The sequence below is a fragment of the Parasedimentitalea psychrophila genome, assembly GCF_030285785.1.
GTDB classification, from domain to species: Bacteria; Pseudomonadota; Alphaproteobacteria; order Rhodobacterales; family Rhodobacteraceae; genus Parasedimentitalea; species Parasedimentitalea psychrophila.
This window is the reverse complement of the sequence record NZ_CP127247.1, coordinates 3,901,491-3,918,064: the sequence shown is the minus strand read 5'-3', so window position 1 is coordinate 3,918,064 and position 16,574 is coordinate 3,901,491. Positions and strand designations below refer to the sequence as shown.

The 16,574-nt window shown below is 56.3% G+C and carries 12 protein-coding genes; 4 read left to right on the top strand and 8 right to left on the bottom strand.

The window, feature by feature from the left end; all coding sequences use genetic code 11:
• Positions 1-36: 36 nt before the first annotated feature.
• Together QPJ95_RS19015 and QPJ95_RS19010 are read right to left on the bottom strand one after the other, a co-directional pair.
• Positions 37-3,666, bottom strand: a complete 3,630-nt coding sequence (locus tag QPJ95_RS19015; protein WP_270919007.1) for a Hint domain-containing protein — start codon at positions 3,664-3,666, stop codon at positions 37-39.
• 360 nt (positions 3,667-4,026) lie between these two features.
• Positions 4,027-4,314: a hypothetical protein gene (locus QPJ95_RS19010; protein WP_270919008.1), complete on the bottom strand. Its 288-nt coding sequence runs from the start codon at positions 4,312-4,314 to the stop codon at positions 4,027-4,029.
• A 323-nt stretch (positions 4,315-4,637) separates the two neighbouring features.
• Between QPJ95_RS19010 and QPJ95_RS19005 the strand changes: the two genes are divergently transcribed.
• Both QPJ95_RS19005 and QPJ95_RS19000 read left to right on the top strand, forming a co-directional pair.
• Positions 4,638-5,798 (top strand): ABC transporter substrate-binding protein, encoded by a 1,161-nt coding sequence (locus QPJ95_RS19005; protein ID WP_270919009.1) that lies wholly within the window; start codon positions 4,638-4,640, stop codon positions 5,796-5,798.
• An 83-nt stretch (positions 5,799-5,881) separates the two neighbouring features.
• On the top strand, positions 5,882-8,641 hold the full coding sequence (locus QPJ95_RS19000) for a methyl-accepting chemotaxis protein (RefSeq protein WP_270919010.1): 2,760 nt from the start codon (positions 5,882-5,884) through the stop codon (positions 8,639-8,641).
• A 209-nt stretch (positions 8,642-8,850) separates the two neighbouring features.
• On the opposite strand, the gene QPJ95_RS18995 is transcribed toward QPJ95_RS19000, so the two are convergent.
• Entirely contained in the window at positions 8,851-9,495 is a 645-nt protein-coding gene (locus tag QPJ95_RS18995) for a hypothetical protein (protein ID WP_286018190.1), read from the bottom strand.
• 359 nt (positions 9,496-9,854) lie between these two features.
• On the opposite strand from QPJ95_RS18995, the gene QPJ95_RS18990 reads away from it, so the two are divergent.
• Positions 9,855-10,154 carry a hypothetical protein gene (locus QPJ95_RS18990; protein WP_270919012.1) on the top strand — a complete coding sequence of 100 codons (300 nt, stop codon included), beginning with the start codon at positions 9,855-9,857 and terminating at the stop codon, positions 10,152-10,154.
• The gene (locus QPJ95_RS18985) at positions 10,142-11,716 is read left to right on the top strand and encodes a methyl-accepting chemotaxis protein (protein ID WP_270919013.1); all 1,575 of its coding nucleotides are present in this window, start codon (positions 10,142-10,144) and stop codon (positions 11,714-11,716) included. The genes QPJ95_RS18990 and QPJ95_RS18985 overlap by 13 nt, the downstream gene beginning before the upstream one ends.
• A 104-nt stretch (positions 11,717-11,820) precedes the next feature.
• On the opposite strand, the gene QPJ95_RS18980 is transcribed toward QPJ95_RS18985, so the two are convergent.
• The 5 genes from QPJ95_RS18980 to QPJ95_RS18960 are packed head-to-tail and all read right to left on the bottom strand — an operon-like array spanning position 11,821 to position 16,542.
• The gene (locus QPJ95_RS18980) at positions 11,821-12,873 is read right to left on the bottom strand and encodes an ABC transporter ATP-binding protein (RefSeq protein ID WP_270919014.1); all 1,053 of its coding nucleotides are present in this window, start codon (positions 12,871-12,873) and stop codon (positions 11,821-11,823) included.
• Positions 12,873-14,072, bottom strand: coding sequence for an N-acetylglucosamine-6-phosphate deacetylase (gene nagA, locus QPJ95_RS18975; protein WP_270919015.1), 1,200 nt, complete (start codon positions 14,070-14,072; stop codon positions 12,873-12,875). Before nagA ends, QPJ95_RS18980 begins: the two co-directional genes overlap by 1 nt.
• Complete coding sequence (gene nagB, locus QPJ95_RS18970) at positions 14,069-14,848, bottom strand: glucosamine-6-phosphate deaminase (protein WP_270919016.1); 780 nt, start codon at positions 14,846-14,848, stop codon at positions 14,069-14,071. The genes nagA and nagB overlap by 4 nt, the downstream gene beginning before the upstream one ends.
• A 3-nt stretch (positions 14,849-14,851) precedes the next feature.
• Positions 14,852-15,685, bottom strand: a complete 834-nt coding sequence (locus tag QPJ95_RS18965; RefSeq protein WP_270919017.1) for a carbohydrate ABC transporter permease — start codon at positions 15,683-15,685, stop codon at positions 14,852-14,854.
• Positions 15,682-16,542 carry a carbohydrate ABC transporter permease gene (locus QPJ95_RS18960; RefSeq protein ID WP_270919018.1) on the bottom strand — a complete coding sequence of 287 codons (861 nt, stop codon included), beginning with the start codon at positions 16,540-16,542 and terminating at the stop codon, positions 15,682-15,684. Before QPJ95_RS18960 ends, QPJ95_RS18965 begins: the two co-directional genes overlap by 4 nt.
• Positions 16,543-16,574: the final 32 nt, after the last annotated feature.

Below are 16,574 nucleotides of genomic sequence, written 5' to 3'. Positions count from 1 at the left end.
AGCCCTGCCGTTTTTGTGTCTTAAATCTGATTTAAATCAATGCACTAACAGGCGTGCCTCATGCTTCTTCAGCGAACGCCGCGCCGAGGGATAGGCTGCCTGGCCTTTCTGCGTCTTCAGCTCGGGGAACAGTTCAAGCAGCTCACTGCGTTGCGCATGATCCAAACCGCGCAGGGTCTGATCACCCGGCTGGAAGCTTTCGGTCCAGGCGCCATCCGACAGCACCACTTCGTGCTGATCGAACATGAAGTGGATGTAGCTCACCGAAGAGATCTCGACCATATCGATACCCGTCAATCCGGTCAGGTGTTTGGCGGCCACTAGAACCTCACGGTCCTCAAAGTACAACGCCGTCTTGTCATTGGCGACCAGGATCCGGTGATTGGGGCTGACCATGATATCGCGCTCGGGCAGACCATTGCCCAATGCGCCCTGACGGATCAGAACCGGCTGCAGGTGCGGCGAGCCGCTCAGATCTTGGCTTGTCATATCGCGGCGGCCCAACCAGCGGATGACCTGAATGCCATTGTCACGGGTAATCACCCGGTCCCCAGCCTTCAAGTTCTCAACCTTACGCTCGCCCAAAGGGGTTGCGATCAGGGTGCCCGGCGTAAAGCAGGGCACAACGTGCTCGATCTCAGAGAACTCAGTGGTGCCGGTAACATTGCCGACGGCATCGTAGAAGGTCACAACACCGGCTTCCGGGTCGCCAGCATCATAGGTGACTTTCAGAGACCCACCGGCATTTGCAGCCTCGGCCGCCCCCAACAGATCGAGAACATCCTCGTCCTGCCCATCGTCGTCTTCACCGCCAACGATGACATCGCCTTGGCCGATATTGACAAAGCTGTCGTCGCCGTCCTGACCAAATAACAGATCGCCGCCATCCGCCGCGTCGTCGTTGCCGCCTGAAATGGTGTCGTCGCCGTCGCCACCAGCCAGAATATCGCGGCCCGCGCCACCATCCAGAACATCGTCGCCGGTGCCGCCGTCTATGGCGTCGTTGCCATCATTCCCATACAGCTCATCGTTGCCTGAGCCACCAAAGATCACATCCGTTCCATACTGACCCTCAACGGTGTCATTGCCGGCCCCAGCAACAATAACATCCTGCGAGCCCACCAATGGTAGAACGGCATCGTCATAGTCGACACGGTCCCCGTCTGGGTCGCCGGTATAATCCAAATTGATCAGATCGTCGCCGCTGGTCCCTTCGACGATGCCATCAACGCTCTGCGCACCCGGAACCGTTGAGGGATCTTCGAGAACCGCACTGGTGCTTGCGGTGCCGACAACATAGGTGTTTTCGATCTCCGAAAACTCAGCGGTGCCGGTCTCGTTCAGGTCATCATCATAATAGGTAATGGTCCCGGCTTCCGAGGAGGGATCATTCCCGTCATAGGTCACGGTTGCCAGGCCAGAAACAACAATTGTGTCATTGTCGTCACCACCTTCGCCGCCAACAATCGTGTCGCCGATGCCCGCACCAATGATATCGGCATCGTCGCCGCCCGATACATAGTCGGCCCCCTGACCGCCCAGCAAGATATCATTGCCGGTGCCGCCGGACAGGCTGTCCTCGTCGATGCCGCCAAACAGAGTATCGTCACCCGATCCGCCGCTTAGAGTATCATCGTCGTCCTGACCGTAGATCAGATCATTGCCGGCCCCGCCATCAATCACATCCTGACCATTGGTGGGATCCGGATCAACCGGATCGCCGCCAGAGCCATCGTCAATGATGTTCAGAACATCCGGGTACACGGGATCAAGACCACCATAAATGGTGTCATCACCGCCATCACCCTGAATACTGTCGGCACCTTCACCGCCAACAATGTAATCGTTGTTCGCCCCGCCCGAGATTGTGTCGTCGTCAACGCCGCCGTCAATGCTGTCGTCACCGCTGCCCCCAAGGATGACGTCGGCATCATCGCCAGTGGTAATGGTATCATTGCCGGCACCGCCATCGACAACATCCATATCATCGGTGGTGTCGCTATCTGCTGGGACCGGTGGGATCGTCACCGAGGAATTGGAGTAGCCCGGGAACCCACGATCAGGCAGCGCAATGCCGTCGCCCGAGGTGTCAATGAGATCATTACCAGCACCGCCTTCCACCGTATCTGAACCGGCTCCGCCAGTGACATCGTCGTTGCCACCACCAGCGAGAATAAGATCATCGCCGTCACCGCCATCAATGGTGTCATCTCCCGGAACGATATCCGCCGCCCCATCTGGAACGTCAAAATATACGTCAGAGACATAAATGCCGGTGTTGCCACTGCCATCCTGCTCATGTTCGATCACCAGCCGGGAAATCGGACCTTCGATGGTCACCAACAAAGAGACATTGGGATCATCTGCGTTTGCATAACTGCCATCCGCTGTTGCCGTGTCATCACCCGCAACCGCGTCTTCGTCGGACAGGGTAAGAGAGGAGCCGCCCACCAGATTGACAACAACCGGATTGCCGTCGGCATCATAGGCTGTCACCTGAACGATACCGTCTCCGTCAAGATCATTGATCCGGAAAGACACGTTTTCAACCGGGTCGGAGAACTCAAGCTGGTAACTGGCATCGTTGCCATCGCCATTGGTCAGTGACGCCATACCGCTGTTGTCTTCAACCGGGTTTCCGTCACTGTCGATACCACCAATATATTGAGTGGCCTCCGAGAACGTCGTGTCGACGCCTGAATCTTCGTGCAGCACAGTGTAATTGACGGTGACTGCGCCGGTGTCCTGGCTAAAGCCGCCGCTCAGATCATCGCCACTGTCAATGGAGCCGCTGCTGTCTGGATCCGGCGCCTTGTCCCATTCAAAGACCTGACGGTCAACGGTGCTGCCGCTGGCTGAATTTGTATCGCCCTCGATCACATCATTGCCGGCCCCGCCATTCAGAACATCGTCGCCGGCCCCGCCATGAATGGTGTCATCGCCCGCTCCGGCCTCGACGGTATCATTGCCGGCGCCCGCATGTACCAGATCATCATCTGGACCATCGGCCGGGTTGATCGCATCGCCATTGTCGATCATGTCGCCTTCGGGATCGCCGGTGTAAGCCAGGTCAATCAGGTCATCGCCACTGCTGCCCTCAACAATGCCGTCGCCAGCCGCCATCGGCGGGACGATAGACGACCCATCAACGCTTTGGCTGGTCTCCCAACCGGTCAGGCTATCTTCGGTAATTTCGACGATCTCGATGGCTGAAATCTGAAGATTGTCGAGGGTCCCGTTGTTATTAAGATCGGTGATAAATAGATCGCCGTTTTCGGTCTGAATAATCTCCGCTGTTACGGTGATCTGCGAGCCGTCCTGCAAGGTCACCAGAACTTTGCCTTCCAGCGTTGCATCCGTCTCTTGCGTTACCGCGCCGTTGCCCACGTCATAGGTGATGGTATCAGCACCGTCACCGGCATCATCATCATCGTCGTCATCATCGTTGTCATCGTCGTCGTCAAAATCATCATCCACCACGAAGCTGTCATAGGTTGTGGCCTGAACAATTTGCAGTGTTTCATAGTCTACCGTCAGCCCCTCAAGGAGAGCCGCGTCTTCGGCAATCGAATTGTTCTCAACTGGATCAACGATCAAGGGATTGGACGCCGAGGGACCGTAATTCCCAAGATAAATCAAATTCAGTGTATTAACGTCAGACGTCATATCATTCTCCTTTGCGGCACGGGCACGCAACTAACCCGCAAAAAACAGCGGATAAATAATTCTGGATCTTGCAGACCAAACCCTGACACGGTCGATGACCGGCACCTGCGTCATGAACAATAGAAAGAACGACCAGCCAAATATACGTAAAGGCACACAGGCAGAGCCTGCATACGTCTCGTTTTGGCATTTCGCGCAGCGGCAGCTACCCTGTAACCAAACAGGTCTTTGACATCGTCCTGATGCAAAAAGTGCAGTCGCCCCCACGACCAGCAGACTTCCCCCCCAAGATGGGCTGATTGATCAATACCCTATACAGGCCACCCAACAATAAAAAAATTTAGCCAATTCACCTTCGGGTCATTGAAAATATGTGGTTCTGAGGGGGCCAGGCCAGAAGGTAGCCGCCAGATTGTTTCCTGAAATACCAGAGAAAATCCACCAACATACTGATTTAGCGAATTTAAAATCCAAATTCAGTCCAACTTCTTCTGCCGGGCATTGATATTGTTTCTTGGCTTGCAACAGTCCCGCGCCCCCCGGATCAAGATATGGGTATAATGGCCAGATCCCAATTCCCCGGCAATTGTGGCCAAAACCGGAACCAATTGACGTCAATGCTGCCGATTGTAGCAGCCAAAGCTCCATCAGCTTGTCGTTTCCCGCTCGAATCAACTGTTCCGGAATTACAATATGACAAAACTATGCCGTATCGGTGGCGTCTTTCATGTTATTTGAACCGCCATTGCAGACTGACTGCGCCCCGTCATATGTCTGGTGCATCACCGTGGATGTCATCAGAGGAGAGGCCACAAACAGCCCGATCTCTCGCGGAAAAGAATATAGAACAGTTATTTGGCGGCTATTCCGGCTGATAACTTAAAAGTTTCAGTAACAATAATTGTGGTTTTCTACTTTCTTAACTCATCTCCGCCATTCTCCCGAACACATCCGAAAACTTGGAGACTTTGATGTATAGTGGCAAATCGGTACTCGCAGCAGCCCTACTGGGCCTGTTGCCCTCTCTTAGTGGCGCTGGGCAGGGCGTCACTGACGTGCAGGTCACGTTTGCCCAAGTTGCAGCACTTGACGGCCCGGCAGGCGCACTTGGCCAGGGCATGCGTCTGGGCATGCGGGCTGCCTTTGAAGAGGCCAACGCAAATGGTGGCGTGCATGGACGCTTGATTGTTCTCGACAGTTTGGATGACGGTTATGAGCCGAACCGATCCGTTGGCCACGTCCGGGCCGTGATCGAAGCGGACAATCACCTTGGCCTGATCGGAGCAGTCGGCACTGCGACCACTGCCGCGACCCAGCCTGCGACCACTGCGGCGAATATGCCGTTTGTTGGCCCCTTTACCGGGGCTGAATTTCTGCGGGACGCAAGCCACGGCAATGTCTTCAATGTACGCGCCAGCTATTTCGCCGAAACCGAAGCCTGGATCGAATATCTGGTAGATCAGCAGGGCATGCAGTCGATTGCGCTGCTCTATCAGGACGGTCGATTTGGCCGTGTTGGGCTGGCTGGTGTGACAGCAGCGCTGGAAAAGCGGGGCATGACATTGTCCGCTCAGGGCAGCTACACCCGCAACACTACCGCTGTTAAAAAGGCCTTGCTGAACATCCGCAAAGCCAAACCAGATGCCGTGGTCATGGTTGGCGCTTATAAACCGGTGGCACAATTCATCCGGCTGGCGCGCAGGATCAAGTTCAACCCGACCTTCGTGAATATCTCCTTTGTCGGCTCTGATGCATTGGCGCAAGAACTGGGTGAGGCTGGTGAAGACGTGATCATCAGCCAGGTGGTTCCCTTCCCGTGGGATGACTCGGTGCCTGTGGTTGCACGATACCAGGCCGCACTGACAGCCGTCGACGCCGCCGCCAACCCTGGCTTTGTAACTCTTGAGGGGTACCTGACCGGTCGCCTGGCTCTCAAAGCATTGGACGACGCCGGCGCCGACCTCACCCGGGAGAGCTTTCTGGCAGCACTTGCCGGGCTGCGTACGGTGGATTTCGGCGGCGTCACCATGCGCTTTGGCCCCGGTGACAACCAGGGCTTGGATGAGGTATTTCTGACCCGCATCACTTCAGACGGTGGCTTTCAAGCCGTCGCCGCCGCGGGCGGCTCATAACCAACCCCCATTTTCAATAGCAAACGGTCTGCCTGTCCCTTGTGGGCAGACCAGAAGAATACTCAGCAAGATCAGGTGGCATCATGACAGCACAAGATTCTCCTCCGCAGAAACGGGGCTACAGACCATTTTCCAGTATTGGGGCCAAAATCACCCTAATCCTTCTCGCCATGGGCGCCGCATCAGCCGTGGTTGCTGTCTTGGTCTCGATGGTGTTTGCACGCGTCTCTCAGGACATGTCGACGCTGACCCGCGATATGCTGCCTCAGTTGGAAAACAGTGCGGTGCTGACCGAGGCCGCCGGTCTCACACGAGGATCGATGACGGAAATACTTTTGGCTGGCGACAGTGCCGGTTTGAAACAGGGCCGGATGATGGCCGAGGACGCCGCCAACCGTTTGCAACAGGGCATCGGAAATCTACCGGACACTCTGCAGCCCGAGTTCGAAACCCTGGCAACCAACGCAGCGCAGTCCCTGACAGAATTGCTGAAAGCGCGTGAATCGGTCTTTGTAAGCGATGCGCAAATCAATGCGCAGATCATCGCGCTGCAAACCCATAGCCGCAAGCTGCAATTTCATCTGTTAGACGCCGCCGACATTGCCTACTTCAATCTAACAGTCGGTGGAGAGGACACCATTGCATCCATTGAAAACACCCTCACCAGCTTGGTCGATGTACAATTCAGCGCGTTGCAGAGCCTGCTAGAAGCGCAGGCTGATATCAATCTATTGGCGGGCATGTCTCTCGGTCTTGGCCAGGTACGCGACGTGCCAACGAAAAAAAGCATGACAGCGGCCGCGACCGGTTCAGCCGAACGGCTGGTGCCATTTCTTGAAAACCTCGAGCCTCTGGGCGTCAGTGCCGAGGGGGCCAAGACGATCCGGGCTGCATTCAAAGTGTTTGAGCAAATGCTGGTTGCGAGCCGGTCTGAGCAAAAGGCACTGCGCAAGGAAGTGTTGATCGCCCGCGACGCCAGTGCCAACGCGCTCATCGTCGCGATTGATGATACCATATTCGAGCTGACGATGGCCGCCGAGGAAAGCAGCAGCACCAACAGTGATACCGTGCAAAGCCTGCTGGACAATGAGGTTGGCGTTCTCAACCAATTGCTGGAAATGAACACGCTGATCAACAGCCTGCAGGTCGCGGCACTTCGCGTGGTCTCGGCAGACGGGGTGGAACAGGTTCAGATTGCTGCTGATCCCCTGACAACCGCTGCCAAATCCCTAGGGGAATATGTCAGTTTTCAGCACGGGCTGCTAACCGAGTCCATTCACGGAATTACGGCTCAGGCGGATTTCGACACTGGCCTGGCCGCCTCGCGGATTGCGACGATCCGGGCGCAGGCCAAAACGGTTGAGACCTCACAGGCTGCGGCACAAGCCGTGTCACAAATCGCGCAGCGGTCCGCCAGTCTCAACGGCGACAGCCAGTCAGCCATCTCTGATATGGCTGGAGCCGTGACCGCCGACGTGCTTGGGGCCAAACAGCAAATGGAAATTCTCCTCGGGGTGTCCGCTGCGGTGCTGGTCCTGTCATTATTGCTAACCAAGCTGCTGATCACTCGGCCACTTGCCAAAATCAGCGAAACCACCGAACATCTGGCCGCAGGAGATCTAAGCCCGGTCACCGGCTTCGACCGCGCCAGCGATGAAATCTATCGCATTGCGCAGGCGCTGTCCGTTTTCCGCAACGGGCTTGTCGAAAAAGATGAGATGTCCAAAGCTGTCGAAATTGAACGCCAAGCCCGCCAGGAGGAGCAGACCGCCGCCGTCACAGCCATCGGCGATGGTCTGGAACGGTTGTCAAAAGGCGACCTGACGGTGCGGATTCATGACGATATGAGCGATGGCTATGTCAAATTGCGCGATGACTTCAATCAGACTCTGGAAAGTCTGAAAACAACCGTTCATGAAGTTGTCGGATCCTCTGAAAGCATCCGCAATGGGGCCACCGAGATCAGCCAGTCTTCAGATGATCTGTCCCGTCGCACCGAAAGCCAGGCGGCAACTCTGGAGCAGACCGCCGCCGCATTGGAAGAAATGACCACCAGCGTCAAATCGGCGGCCGAGGGGGCCCGAAGCGTTGAATCCATCGTCAACGAAGCCAAACAGGAGGCAGAAGAAAGCGGCAAAGTCGTGCAAGATGCGGTGTCCGCCATGACCGAGATCGAAGGGTCGGCCCGCTATATTTCACAGATTATTGGCGTGATTGATGATATTTCCTTTCAGACGAACCTGTTGGCCTTGAACGCCGGTGTCGAAGCTGCGCGCGCCGGTGACGCCGGTCGGGGCTTTGCTGTGGTGGCCTCGGAAGTCCGCATTCTGGCGCAGCGATCGTCTGATGCGGCCACAGAGATCAAGGCGCTGATAGACGACAGCTCCAAGCAGGTTGAGCGCGGCGTTGTTCTGGTCAGCAAGGCAGGCGTGGCGCTGAATACGATCGTCGATCGCGTGGGCACGATTTCTCATCTGGTTTCTGAAATGGCGGTCGGCTCTGTGAACCAATCCACCGGCTTGGCTGAGATCAACATCGGGGTGACCCAACTGGATCAAGTGACCCAGCAGAATGCTGCAATGGTAGAACAAGCGACCGCAGCCAGCCATATCCTCAATTCCGACGCCAGCAAACTGTCCAGGCTGGTGGCTCATTTCAAAATTGATGACGGCGACACCAGGGTGGCCAATGCCTTTGCTGCCAACACTGGCTATGCCAGCCCCGACCATGCCAGCCCAGTGTCGCCAGCCATCGATCCAGAAGACGACTGGGCCCTGGAGGAGAGCCCCTCCCAGCCCCGCAAGGTCGCCAATGCGGCAGGCAACATGTGGGAGAATTTCTAGCCCCAGGGCAGCCGGTCGGGCAAATCGGGCGCTGCGCCCAACCGGCTGAGGGTTCGCGACTATACATATGTGTCGACCGCATCGAAGGCCGGCGCGGTCGACCGTGGCGCTTTGGTTTATTTTCTAATCGGGTTGGCCCGCAGAGTGGTCCGGATTGGGTCAATTTCACCAAAAGGGCGGGGTTTGATCCCTGCCCTTTTTCCATTCACTCACCGAGACCGCGCGGTGATCCCCTCATTTTCAACGCGGTGCGGTTGCAGACCGCATAGGGTGGTTTTAGTATCTGGGCGACTGTGATGCGGTCCTTGCCGATATTTGGGCGGCCGCGCAATGGCCAGCCCCCCCATCAACCAGCCCTCCCCCATCAACCAGCCCAGCGCCCGCTGTCCGGTGCCCGGCTCGATGAGCTGCGGCAGCTCATCGGCATACATCCTGGCACTCTGGGCGGCACTTGGTGCTGCCCCATTGGTGTAACGGAGCGTTGCGAATGTGGTTCCGCTGGCGATGGTCAATATGCCGGCGCCTTCAGATACGCCAACCCAGCCGCTGCCCGGCCGGAAATGCAAGATGCCTGCGATCTCCTCCCAGCCATATATGACACTGCCAGTCGTAATCGGGGCGGTAATGGGTCCGCCAGATGCAGTGATTTTCTTTTGTTCACCGCCCGCAGCAATCACCGTGATAATAGCCACTTCATCGTCTGTGACTGCTGTGTCCGTCCCGCTGCGATCTGTCAGGCCGTCGCAGAGCGCCAACTCACAATTCCCCACCATCCAGCCAGTGTTTTGGGTGTTGGAAATATGGGCAACCATACCCGCCGTGGGGGTCGCGGAGTACCGGTCAATCAGTGACAACCCGCCGGGAGCTGCGTGAGCCAGAATGCGGGATCGTTTACACCACCGCTTTCGTACACCGCGATACTACGGCCCGCGATGGGTTCTGCAAATGTGTATTTGCCATATTTATTGACGTGTTCTACGCGGTCGCCCGGAAAGTCGAACAGGGCCAGCCGCCTGTAGCCGCCTGTACCAACTGCCCACCGCGATCATCAAATGCCGGTGGCAGCAGGAGCGCGCGGCAAAGGCGCCGATTCCTCGTCAAAAAATGATTTTCTACCATCAAAAATTTTAGACATTCAGTGGTCAAAGCCTGCGAGGTTTCTAAACGATTTCATAAGGGTCTTCCTGCAAGGGTCCTCTGTGGAGGGAATGAGATGTCAAATGTAACTCTAATCATAGCGGCTGGCGTTATCGTAATGATCTCACCGATCCTGATGCTAACTTCGCAAGGCAGACCCAAGGCCGGGCAAGTCGCATTGGTGATTTCGGCACCCTGGGGGCCGAATGCGGCTCAGATCGCCGAAAAATCCGGTGTGCAGGAAATTGCCCCCGAGCGGGCCCCACTTGGTGTGCTTGTTGCATTGGACAGTGATCAAAGTGTTGACCGCCTTTACTCAAATGGCGCTTGGCTGGTTATCAACGGAAAAGAGGTTCTAGAATTATGCTCAATCTGACGGCTCCCATGGGGCAAGAGAGCGACCCGACGACGAATTTTGCCAGCGAACGCAGAATTCAGCAATTTACAAGCTGGCTGTTAATGCCGGCCCCGGCGCTGGCGGCGTTTTACATAAATGACGCGGCAAATTTTTGGTTGCTTGCGTTTCTGAGCGCAACCCTTGGCGTGCTGGCCTATCTGTCAAAGATGATGCCGCATTCAACCAGAGACTACGTGTTAAGTTTCTGTTTTGTCGGCCACTGCATTCTGTTTACAGCCGCACTGCAAGGTCATGCTTGGCAGCTTGATTCACATATGATGTTCTTTGCAATCCTCGCCATCGTGTCAACGCTGTCCAATCCACGGGCGCTGATCTTTGCCACGGTCCTGGTTGCCTTGCACCACATTTCCTTCAGCCTCCTGCTGCCCAAACTGGTCTACCCAAGTGGCGATCTGATGCAAAATTTGCTGCGGACTGCCTTGCATGCCACCATTGTTCTGCTGGAATCAGGGGTGCTTTTGATGAGCCTGTTGAAAAGCGAGGCTGGCTCTGCTGAGTTGATACGCCAACAGGAAACGACGCGGGCCCAGGCGGCCGCCGCCGAACACGCCGAGGCACGGGCAATTCAAAGCCAAAAGGACGCGGAACATGTGGTGGCCATTGTCGGAGAGCATCTGCGTGAAATGGCTCAAGGCAGTTTGGATTGCACCATCGAAAAGAGCTTTCCTGAGGACTATGATCAGTTGCGCGTCAACTTCAACGTCACTGTGGACGCCCTTCGCGAGACCATTGAGCAGGTAATGGAAGCCACCAGCAGCATCAACAATGGTGCCACTGAAGTCAGCCGGGCCTCGGATGATCTGTCCAGCCGCACAGAAAGTCAGGCGGCAACGCTTGAGGAAACGGCCGCTGCTTTGGAAGAATTGACAGTCTCCGTCACCTCGGCAGCTGAAGGGGCACGCAGCGTAGAAAACGCGATGGGTGAAGCGCGTCATGAAGCCGAAAACTCCGGTGAAATCGTGAAGAGTGCGGTGTCAGCGATGACGGCCATCGAGTCCTCCTCGGCACAGATATCTCAAATCATCGGCCTGATCGACGATATTGCCTTTCAAACCAATTTGCTGGCCTTGAATGCCGGCGTAGAGGCGGCGCGCGCCGGTGAAGCGGGGAGAGGGTTTGCCGTGGTTGCCTCGGAGGTCAGAGGGCTTGCACAGCGCTCGTCCGATGCCGCTACTGAGATCAAATCTCTGATCACAGAGAGTTCCCGACAGGTCGATCATGGGGTCAATTTGGTGGGAAAAGCGGGTGAATCCATTGACAGTATTGTGCAGCGGGTCAACCACATCTCAAACCTGATTTCCGATATCGCGGAAGGGGCTGCTGAGCAATCGACGGGTCTTGGCGAAATCAATACGGGTGTCGCGCAGTTGGATCAAGTGACCCAGCAGAATGCCGCCATGGTAGAACAGGCCACTGCTGCTGGTTATTTGCTGCACTCGGACTCCGTGAAACTGTCAGACCTGATGGCCCGTTTTCGCCGGGAAAAACCCAGCCACAACAGGATCTCTAAGGCGGCCTGACATCTACGCCTATTGAAAACGCTCTCGCGGACATCCGGCCTTTGTGGCCGGATGTCCGTTTGCTGCACCGAGGCAGAGTGTCAATTATCACCGATCACAACTGACTAAATCCGAACCCCATTTTCATCAAAATAATGCAACTGAGATTTATCCAATACCAGCCCCACAGGTTGGTCACTCTGTAAATCAAGCTTGCCATTGGCACGAACATTGAGAGAGCCGATGCCCGGAACTGAAACAAAGACATTGTTGTCCGCACCATGAAATTCGTTGTGCGTGACGGTTGCCGATAGTTCGGCCTCACCGAGCGGGCAAAGGCTTATGTCTTCGGGTCTGACGCCGACGATAGACGGGGTTCCATCCATGGGACCAATATCAATTTTGACACCGTCCCCGTAGTGCATTGCGGCCCCATCGTAGCTGGCGCGCGGCAGCAGGTTCATTTTGGGGCTGCCAATGAACTGCGCGACAAACGTGTTTTTGGGAGCGTTATACAGCTCTTTCGGCGATCCGATCTGCATCACCTCGCCATCGTTCAGCACCACGATCTTATCGGCAAGAGTCATCGCCTCGATTTGATCATGTGTCACATAGACCATCGTTGCGCCCAGCTCTTTGTGCAGATTGGCGATCTCGATCCGGGTTTGGGTGCGCAGCGCGGCATCCAGATTGGACAGCGGCTCATCAAACAGAAATCCCTTTGGTTGCCGAACAATGGCCCGCCCAATGGCCACCCGTTGCCGTTGGCCGCCCGACAGGTCCTTTGGCTTTCTGTCCAGGTAGGGTGTCAGTTTCAACGTCTCGGCGGCGGCCCGAACCTTGCGGTCAATTTCGAGCTTGGCGATCCCGGCCGTTTTCAGCGCAAACGCAATGTTTCCGTATACAGTCATATGCGGGTAAAGCGCGTAGGACTGAAACACCATCGACAGACCGCGGTGATAGGGATCCAGCTCGGTGACGTCTTTTCCATCAATGTGGATGCTGCCGCCAGAGGTCTCTTCCAGACCGGCGATGAGACGCAGCAATGTGGATTTTCCGCAACCGGACGGGCCGACGAAAACGACAAATTCGCCCTCTTCGGCGGTCAGACTGACGCCCTTGATGACCGCGACCGGTCCAAAGCTTTTGGTGACGTTCTTTAGTTCAATCGTACCCATTAGAGGCCTCCAGATTGTTCGATTTCAGCAGGCTCAACTGCGGGTTCGTCGTTTTGGTAATAATGCCCGTCCACCACCACGCCAGCGGCGTTCAATGCCTGGTCCAGCAGCGTAAAGCTTGCCCGGTAGCCGGGTTTGATCTTGCCAAGTTCGCCAGCCAGACCCAAAGCGCCTGCCGGCGCAGCCGAGGCCATCTTGATTGCATCGCCGGTGTCGATGCCCAGAAAATTCACCATGTTTTGGACCGCCTGATCCATTGCAAGATGCGCCCCCGCCAAGGTTCCATTTTTATCGACAAGCCGTCCTTCACGAAGGGAGATCTTGTTGCCAGCAATCTCAAACCGCTCGGCCTGCCCGGCAAGGGTTGGCATCGCGTCGGTCACCAGGATCAGACGCTCGGGCCCCATCATGTCAAAGGCCATCTTGATGTTCAGCCGGTGGACATGGTGCCCATCCGCAATGATCCCCGCAACCGCCGTTGGACTGTTGATAATGGCCCCGGCGACACCGGGTTCGCGAACCGTGATCTGAGACATCGCATTGAACAGATGCGTCGCCCCGGAGAGCCCCTGCTCTTGCGCCTGATGCATTTGATCTGCAGTGGCATTGCTATGGCCCGCAAAGACCACCCAGCCCGCACTTGCCAGCGCCTTTACGGCGCCTATTTTGTCTTCTTCCGGTGCCAGGGTAATAAGTCTGATGCCGGTGGTTGCCTGCCGCAGCAGCGCAACATCACCGGCTTCCAGCGGGCGGATAAATTCTGGCGGGTGAATTCCCGGTTTCTCAGGGCTTAGAAACGGGCCTTCGAGGTGGAGGCCCAAGACCCCGGGAACCGCATCGCTCAGGGCGTCCCGGACCGCGTCGATCGCCTTGGAAAAGCTCTGGTTGCTGGCCGTTGTAAAGGTTGGAAGCAGATAGGCCGTCCCGCCTTTTCTGGCCGCATGACACATGGTTCTTATTGTCCGGAGCGACGGGGCGTCGTTGAACATCACATCGCCAGCCCCATTGATCTGGATGTCGATGAACCCGGGCGCAAGTATCTTAGTCGCAAGCAGATCCGGGCTGCGCGCCATATCCGGCTCCGCCTTCTCAACCCTGCAGATGCGGTCACCGTCAAGGTGAACAACGCGGTTGTGCAAGGCGGAACTACTCTCACCATCGTATAGGGTTTCTGCGAATATCTGGCGGATGCGGCTCATGGGTGGCCAATCTTGCCGCCGGGGTGAACGGCTTCGTAATAGTCCCGCAACGACAGCTCTGCTGCGGCCTCCGCATCTATATAAACTTCGGTTTTTTGGTGCAGCTGAAGCGCACTGGCCGGGCACATGGCGCTCAACGGGCCTTCGATCAGATCCCTTACCGCTTTGGCCTTGTTTGAGCCGGTTGCCAGCAGCGCAATTTCATCAGCCTGCAGGATCGTGGCAATGCCCATGGTGATGGACACCTGCGGAACATCCGATTGGTGCTCAAAGTAACGGCTGTTGGCCCGCACGGTCTCTGGAGCAAGTGTTTTCAACCGGGTGACCGACGACAGGCTAGAGGTCGGTTCATTGAACCCGATATGGCCGTTTTCGCCAACCCCCAGAAGCTGCAGATCTATGCCACCCCGACCCTTGATCAGCCGCTCATAGTGATCCGCCTCGGCTGCAGGGTCGGCTGCGTTTCCATGAGGAATGTGGGTGTTGCAGGCGCGAAAATCGGTGCGGTCAAACAAATGCCGGGCCATATAGCTGTGGTAGGACATCGGGTGCGTCGGCTCCAGCCCGACATATTCGTCGAGGTTAAAGGTATGGGTTTGGTCGAAACGAACTCGGCCTGCCTCATATCTGGCGACCAGCGCCTCATAAACCGGTTCCACGGTGCCGCCGGTCGCAAGACCCAAAACGCAGTCTGGCTTACCGGCGACCTTGCCAGCCAGCCTATCCGCCACCGCCTCGACGGCGGATGTAACCGTATCAAAAATCAGGACTTTCATGTCTTATCCTTTTACCGCGCCTGCAGTCATCGAGCGACTGATGTGCTTGTACATCAAAATACCGAGCACCACCGGTGGCAGGGACGCGACAATGATCACCGCCGCCGCGACCCCCCACTGAACACCGCCGCCGCCGGACGAAAAGAAGAACGAGGCGCCAACTGTCATCGGAACAGCCTCGGAGGTGGTCAGCATCAGGCCAAACAGAAACTCGTTCCAGGCGGTAATGAAGCTGAAGATGAAAACCGTCGCCAGCGCCGGCAGGCAGATCGGGAAGACGATTTTGACCAGGATGGTAAATATGCGGGCGCCGTCCATCCGCGCGGCCTCATCAAGTTCATAGGGAACATCGTTGATCGCATTGATCAGCAGCAACAGCGCCAGCGGCAGATTGACCACCGCCAGGATAAGCCCCAACCCCAGCCTTGTATCCAGCAATCCAACCGTCTGATACATCATATAGAGCGGGATCGCGAAGATGATCAACGGCATCGCCCGCAGGTTCACCACAGTTGGAAAGATCACATTGGTGCCATAGCCGCGACGGGCCACCGCATAGGCCATCGGAAAACAGACCATGATCGGCAAAATCGAACCAATAAGCGAGGCAACCAGACTATTGTGCAGATAGCTGAAAATATTCAGCCGTTCGGTGACTTCCAGCACCACGGCAAAGTTTTCGAGCGTCGGGGCGTTCACCCAGAGACCGGGGTTTCTGCTGATCTCTGCATTAGTCTTGAGGGCGGCAGAGAGCGTTGAAATAACCGGGAAGTTCATCACAAAAGCGGCTATTGCAAAGACGGCCCAGCGCGGCAGATCCTTGTATTTGTTTTTCATGCCCGGTCCCTCCGCAGAACCCGTCCGGCGAAGAACAGGATGACAAAGGCGACGCAGAACAGAATGACCGAGGCCGCCAGCGCTTTGCCGATGTCTCCTGATCTGAAGAAGGACAAGTAGATATAGATCGAGAGCGAGGTCGTCGATCCGCCCGCACCGGCACCCGTGAGCACGAAGATATTGTCAAACACCCGGAACCCGTCGATGAAGCGAATAAAGAACGCCACCGCCAGGGTGGGCGCCATCTGTGGCACTTCGATGAACCAGAACATGCGCCACGGGCGGGTGCCGTCAACTGCGGCTGCCTCGCGCATCTCGCTTGGGATGGCCTCATAGGCCATGTAAAACAGCAGGAAGGCAAAGGGGGTCCATTGCAGCGTTTCGATTGTAAACACCGTCAGAAATACGTTTTCACGGCTGAGAAAGGCAGGGCTGTCACCAAGCCACAGGTACAGATAATGCGGCAGCGAGCCGACGAATTCATGTAAAACAAGGCGATACATCAGCCCCATCATCGCAGGCGCAATAATCATCGGCATGATCAACACCGCAATCATCCAATTGTTCTTGCGGATGATCGGTGCCAGATAGACCGCCAGAACCAGGCCCAGGATGCATTCGCTCAGCGCCGTTGCGACGCCAAATTTGAGCGAGAACCAAGAGGCTGCCCAAAACTCGGGGTCATTGACAACCTTGACGAAATTCTTGCCGCCATTCAGTGTCGGGGCTCTGAGATTCTCAAATGAAACTTCGGAAAAGCTGTACAGGATGTCGAGCACAGCCGGAAATCCAAGCATCACCAGCAGGAACAGAACGATGGGGGTCGCCAGAATGCGATTTTCGATTTTTGGAGACATGATCCATTCCTAATCAGGAGAGTTTGCAGCCA

Excerpts from the sequence above, each read along its gene's own strand:
- QPJ95_RS19000 (WP_270919010.1), top strand. The coding sequence starts at position 5,882 with ATGACAGCACAAGATTCTCCTCCGCAGAAACGGGGCTACAGACCATTT.
- QPJ95_RS18960 (WP_270919018.1), bottom strand. The coding sequence starts at position 16,542 with ATGTCTCCAAAAATCGAAAATCGCATTCTGGCGACCCCCATCGTTCTG.
- QPJ95_RS18985 (WP_270919013.1), top strand. The coding sequence starts at position 10,142 with ATGCTCAATCTGACGGCTCCCATGGGGCAAGAGAGCGACCCGACGACG.
- QPJ95_RS19005 (WP_270919009.1), top strand. The coding sequence starts at position 4,638 with ATGTATAGTGGCAAATCGGTACTCGCAGCAGCCCTACTGGGCCTGTTG.
- QPJ95_RS18965 (WP_270919017.1), bottom strand. The coding sequence starts at position 15,685 with ATGAAAAACAAATACAAGGATCTGCCGCGCTGGGCCGTCTTTGCAATA.
- QPJ95_RS19010 (WP_270919008.1), bottom strand. The coding sequence starts at position 4,314 with ATGGAGCTTTGGCTGCTACAATCGGCAGCATTGACGTCAATTGGTTCC.
- QPJ95_RS19015 (WP_270919007.1), bottom strand. The coding sequence starts at position 3,666 with ATGACGTCTGACGTTAATACACTGAATTTGATTTATCTTGGGAATTAC.
- nagA (WP_270919015.1), bottom strand. The coding sequence starts at position 14,072 with ATGAGCCGCATCCGCCAGATATTCGCAGAAACCCTATACGATGGTGAG.
- QPJ95_RS18990 (WP_270919012.1), top strand. The coding sequence starts at position 9,855 with ATGTCAAATGTAACTCTAATCATAGCGGCTGGCGTTATCGTAATGATC.
- QPJ95_RS18980 (WP_270919014.1), bottom strand. The coding sequence starts at position 12,873 with ATGGGTACGATTGAACTAAAGAACGTCACCAAAAGCTTTGGACCGGTC.
- nagB (WP_270919016.1), bottom strand. The coding sequence starts at position 14,848 with ATGAAAGTCCTGATTTTTGATACGGTTACATCCGCCGTCGAGGCGGTG.